Here is a 5,165-nt window from a genome sequence, read left to right on the forward strand (position 1 = left end):
GAGGAGGCTGTCGAGACGCTGCGCAATGGCGATGACGGTGTGGAGCAGAGCTGGACCTTCGCGCGAGAGCCCGAAGGACAGGGCGCGCTGGACGTGAGCCTCGAGGTGCAGGGCCTCTCCTACCGCGGAAGCACCCAGGGCGGGCTGCACTTCGTGGACACGCGCTCCAGCCTGGGTGTGCGCTACGGACATGGCATATGGGTGGATGCGGCGGGCCGGCGCACGCCGGTGCCGGCCCGGTTCAGCGAAGGCCGCATCCACCTGCGAGTGCCCGCCGAAGTGCTCGCCTCCTCGTCCTACCCCGCGGTGCTCGATCCACTCATCTCCCCCGAGCTGAGTCTGGACACACCGACGCTCAGGCCCTCCCCCGGGGGTGAGTCTCATCCCGCCATCGCCTTCAACGGCACCGTCTACCTCGCCTGCTGGGGTGACCATCACTACCCGGAGGCTGCGCCAGAGCTCGTCTGTACACGGATCCGCCCAGACGGCACCGTGCTTGACCTCGAGGGCCTGTCCGTCGGTCCGTATTCGGGGGCGTCCGACGCTCCCAACGTGGCCTCCAATGGCACGGATTTCCTCGTGGTCTGGAGCCTCTATCCTCCCAATAGCACTTCCCCCGGAGTGGTCGCCCGGCGTGTGTCTGGGAGCGGAGCGGTGCTGGGCGCGTCGCCCGTCTTCATGTCCTCCGCACCTGCCGGCGAGTACAACCCTTCGGTGGCCTATACCAACTTCACCTATCTCGTCGTCTGGAGTGACTTTCGCTTCGATTCCCAGGCCAGCCGCATCGTGGGCGCCCGTGTCTCCAACGGCGGGACCGTGCTGGACCCGAGCGGTATCGCTATCTCCCCCGGCTCCTCCTTCCACCGGGAGCCGACCGTGGCCGCCGATGGCACGCTCTTCCTCGTCGTCTGGACGGACGACCGCAACTCGAGCTCCACCGGGGACGATCTCTACAGCACCCTGGTGAGCAGCGGTGGAATTCTCCTGAATCCCGGCACGCCTGTCATCACCGCCGCCGGAGGGCAGTCCGAGCCGGCGCTGACGCCCACGGACTCGGGCTACATCCTGGCCTGGGCGGACACGCGCAATGGCGTTTCGGCGATCTATTCCAGCCGCCTGTCCACGCAAGCCAGCCCCCTGGATGGGACGGGCCTCCGCCTCAGCACCTCCACCAGAAGCCAGAGGGTGCCTCAAGTGGCAACGAGCAGCTCGGGCGCCCTGGCCGTCTGGAAGGAGGAGCAGACCAACAGTTCCACCATCGCCGGGGCCCGCCTGTCGAGCACCGGGCAGGTGCTGGGCTCCATCACCCTGTCCTCGACAGCGTACGATGGTGCATTGCCTGCCATCGCCTCGAACGGCACCGATTATCTGGTGGGGTGGGAGGAGCGGCTTCACGACGACACCAGCATCTTCGGCCGGCGGGTGAGTGGGAGCGGTACCCTGCTCGATCCTCGGAACCTGACGCTCTCCACGGAGATCAACGACGAGCGGCTGCCCAAGGTGGCCACCAACGGGAGCACCTTCCTCGCCGTCTGGATGGATGACCGGTCCGGCTTGTGGGAGGTGTACGCCGCCTACCTGGACAGCTCGGGCGCTCCACTGAAGCCCCCGATGCGGCTGGGCCAGCTCACCACTGGAAGCTACCTGAGCCCCCCCGGCAGCGTGGCGGTCGCCTCCAACGGGACGAACTACCTCGTGGTGTGGTCCACGAATGATTTGTTCAACACGAGTGACATCCATGGCGCGCGAGTGAGCGCCGAGGGCGAGCCGTTGGGCCCGGCGGGGTTCGTCATCAGCAACGCCGCCAATGCTCAGCTCCACCCCGATGTGGCCTCCAACGGCAACAACTACCTGGTCGCCTGGGAAGATCTGCGCGGCGGCGGGCACCAGGACCTCTACGCCGCTCGGGTGGGGGCCAATGGCACGGTGGCGGACCCCACCGGCATCCCTCTCTCCACCGCCACCCTTGCGCAGACGGAGGCCGCGGTGGCCTCCAACGGCGTGGACTACTTCGTGGCGTGGAGGGACGAGCGCCAGCAGGCCACCCGAGGCGATATCTATGGCACCCGGGTCACCGGGACCGGCACGGTGGTGGATGTCACCGGCATCCCCATCTCCACCGCGGCGCTGACCCAGCAGAAGCCGGCCATCACCTGGGACGGACAGAACTACACCCTGGCGTGGGAGGATGGCCGGGGTGGCACCGCTGCTTCGGACATCTTCGCCGCGCGGGTGAGCAGTGCGGGGGCCGTGTTGGATCCCCAGGGCGTTGCGGTGTGCACCGACGCGCAGGCTCAGACGGTGCCCACGGTGGCGGCGCGCGGCTCGAGCACGCTCGTCGCCTGGCTCGACGCTCGCGGCAGCGTCCCGGAGGTCTACGGGGCACTGCTCAGCACCCAGGGCGGGGTGCAGCCCCTCAATGGAGAGGGCCTCACCCTCTCTGCCAACTCCATGCCCAGGGATGCGCCTGCGCTCACCCGCGCAGGCGATCGGGGCTTCCTGCTCGCCTACTCGGTCCGGGACACCTCGCTCCGGCATGACGCGGACCGGGCGCGCCTGCGCTTCGTGCGCTACAACGCTCCGCCGGCGGCCACGTCCCAGAGCCTCACGGTCGTGGAGGATCGCTCCCTGAGCCTGACCCTCGCCGGGAGTGATCCAGATGGAGATGGCCTGACCTTCTCCCTCACCAGCGCTCCGGCTCACGGCACGCTCTCGGGCACGCCGCCTCAGCTCAGCTACACGCCCGCCCCTGACTTCCACGGCGCGGACAGCTTCACGTTCACCGTGTCCGATGGCCACGAGACCTCCGCGCCCTCCACCGTCTCGCTCAGTGTGTCGCCCGTCAACGACCCGCCGGTCGCCACGGCCGTGTCGCGTGTGACGGCGGAGGACACCGCCGTGTCCGTCACCCTGGCCGGGACGGACGTCGACGGCGACGGGCTCTCCTTCCTGGTGGTGACGCAGCCTGCGCACGGCATCCTCTCCGGCACGCCGCCCCAGCTCACCTACACGCCCGCTTCCCACTTCAACGGCAGTGACAGCTTCACCTTCCTCGCCAACGATGGCAGCGCCCTGTCCGCACCGGGCACCGTGCAGCTCACCATCACCCCGGTGCCCGATGCGCCCGTGGCGCGCAGTCAGAGCCGCTCCACCCCCGCGGGCCAGCCGCTCTCCCTCACCCTGGAGGGCGACGACCCGGAGGGCGACATGCTCACCTTCAGCGTGGTGACGCAGCCTGCGCACGGAACCCTCTCCGGCACTCCGCCCCAGCTCACCTACACGCCTGCCGCGGGTTTCCAGGGCAGTGACTCCTTCACCTTCCAGGCCAGGGATGCCGCGGACTCCTCCGCCCCCGCCACCGTCTCCATCCAGGTGGTGGCCTCAAGCACTCCGGACGCTGGCACTCCGGACGCTGGCACTCCAGACTCAGGCACTCCAGACTCAGGCACTCCAGACTCAGGCACGCCGGACTCAGGCATTCCGGACTCGCCCAATCCCTCGGAGGGCGGCTGCGGATGCTCGGGCGCTCCCTCTGGCATGTTCCCCCTGGCGCTGCTCGTCCTCCTCGCCTGGAGAGGCCGTTCTCCACGGCGCAGGGAGGCTGAGCGCGGACAGGGGGAATGAGGCAGCCGAGCCCACCTCCCATCGCCGCATCAAGTGAAGTGGAGGGCGCGTCCGGCCCCGGACGGCGAGGAGCGGCTGAGCAGGGCTGTCAAGCTGCTGCTGGAGGAAGCCCGCAGCGCCTCGTCGGAAAGACAGATAGGCCCCGCGGCCTCGCTGTGCACCTGAAGGGAGGGCGGCCTGGGCTGGCGTGTACCCCAAGGGGGCTGCGCGGCCTGTCCACCCGCCGGGCGCACGGCTCAGGCGGCACCTGTCAGCGGCCCTCCTCGGCCCCTGCCACGGGCAGGCCCATCATCCGGTTGCCGGAATCGGGGCGCTCACGGCTGGAACTGGCGCAGGTCCCCATGCGGCGTCCGGCGGAGCTGATCCGAGGTGGCGGTGCTCACGTACGGCGAGCTGGACGCGGAGCTGCAGATCCGGCCGCTGGGGCGGCTGGCGCCCGTGCCGGTCTCCGCATGACCGCGCTCCCCGCGCTCGAAGGCCCGCGCTCCTTGAGGATCGTTTCCGCCCTACGGCAGCCCCTTGACGCAGAGGAAGGCTCCAGGCGTCGGCGATGAGCCGCAGGCAGGCAGCACGGCGCTCCAGGCTGCTGGGGCTGTGGTCACTACCGCTCCGCTCCAGGCTCCTCCGGCGCCACGGTCCAATTGCACGAACCCGAATTGCGCGATGGAGAACCCCGAGGCCTGCTGGCCGTCGATGGGTTGGCTGAACGAGCCGGTGGGCGGCGAGGTGTCCTCCAGGACGCCGCTGTTGCCGACGATGAGCTGCGGCGGGCGGCTGGAGCCTGCGGCGAACGTGAGCGACTCGAAGCGATGCATGTGGCCGGCGAGGCTGAGCGTGAGCTTGGGCAGCAGGGCGGAGCCGGAGGCACTCGCGAAGGCACACTGCAGGGTCCGGTTCATTGCGGCATAGGGCTGCGCCGAGCTGGTGCCAGGTTGGTTGTCGCACGAGTAGGGGGGAGCGGAGCTCGTATCCTCCAACCCCCACGGCGGCCGGTGGCCCATCAGCCAGACGGCTCCGGTGTCATCGCGTCCGAGGCGGGCGGTGATGCTCGCAAATTGCAGGGCGTAGCGGTCGGCGAAGTTGTTGAGCTCGTCGCAGGCGTTGGCCGAGTCCACGACCACCACCGTCAGGCCGTCGAGGGAGATCACCTGCGGAGGGACGAAGACCAGATGTGACTCGACCGGGCCCGTGTTCTGCTGTGGCGGGCAAGAGACCTGGGCGCCGCCCCCCGCGGGTAGGTTGGAGCTGGGGCCGAGAAAGTAGAGCCAGCCCGGTCCGGCATGACTGCACAGCTCGTGGTTGCCGCGCGCGACCACCCAGGGAGCGGCGGAGAGGAGCGGGGCCGCGGGTTGGAAGAAATCGAGCCACCAGGACTCCCAACTGTCGGGGTTGGAGCCTTCGACGCCCGCGGCGGTGTTCTGGCTGTAGTAGGGCGCCTTGAGACCACAGAACTGATCGGTCGGGGCGCCGTCGCCCGCATCGTAGTAGTAGACCTTGTTCTTGACGCCGTTGACGGTTTGCTCGAAGGAACTGGGCGTGCC

2 protein-coding genes are annotated in these 5,165 nt (G+C 69.2%); one reads left to right on the top strand and one right to left on the bottom strand.

Annotation, left to right across the window (positions count from 1 at the left end; genetic code table 11):
- A partial coding sequence (locus VD972_RS30930) for an Ig-like domain-containing protein (RefSeq protein ID WP_324992378.1) occupies positions 1–3,624 on the top strand: 3,624 nt, incomplete at its 5' end.
- A 506-nt stretch (positions 3,625–4,130) separates the two neighbouring features.
- Here the strand turns inward: VD972_RS30930 and VD972_RS30935 are convergent.
- On the bottom strand, positions 4,131–5,165 hold a 1,035-nt coding region (locus VD972_RS30935; protein ID WP_324992379.1), incomplete at its 5' end, for a metallophosphoesterase.

The sequence above is a fragment of the Hyalangium sp. genome, from assembly GCF_035629615.1.
GTDB lineage: Bacteria > Myxococcota > Myxococcia > Myxococcales > Myxococcaceae > Hyalangium.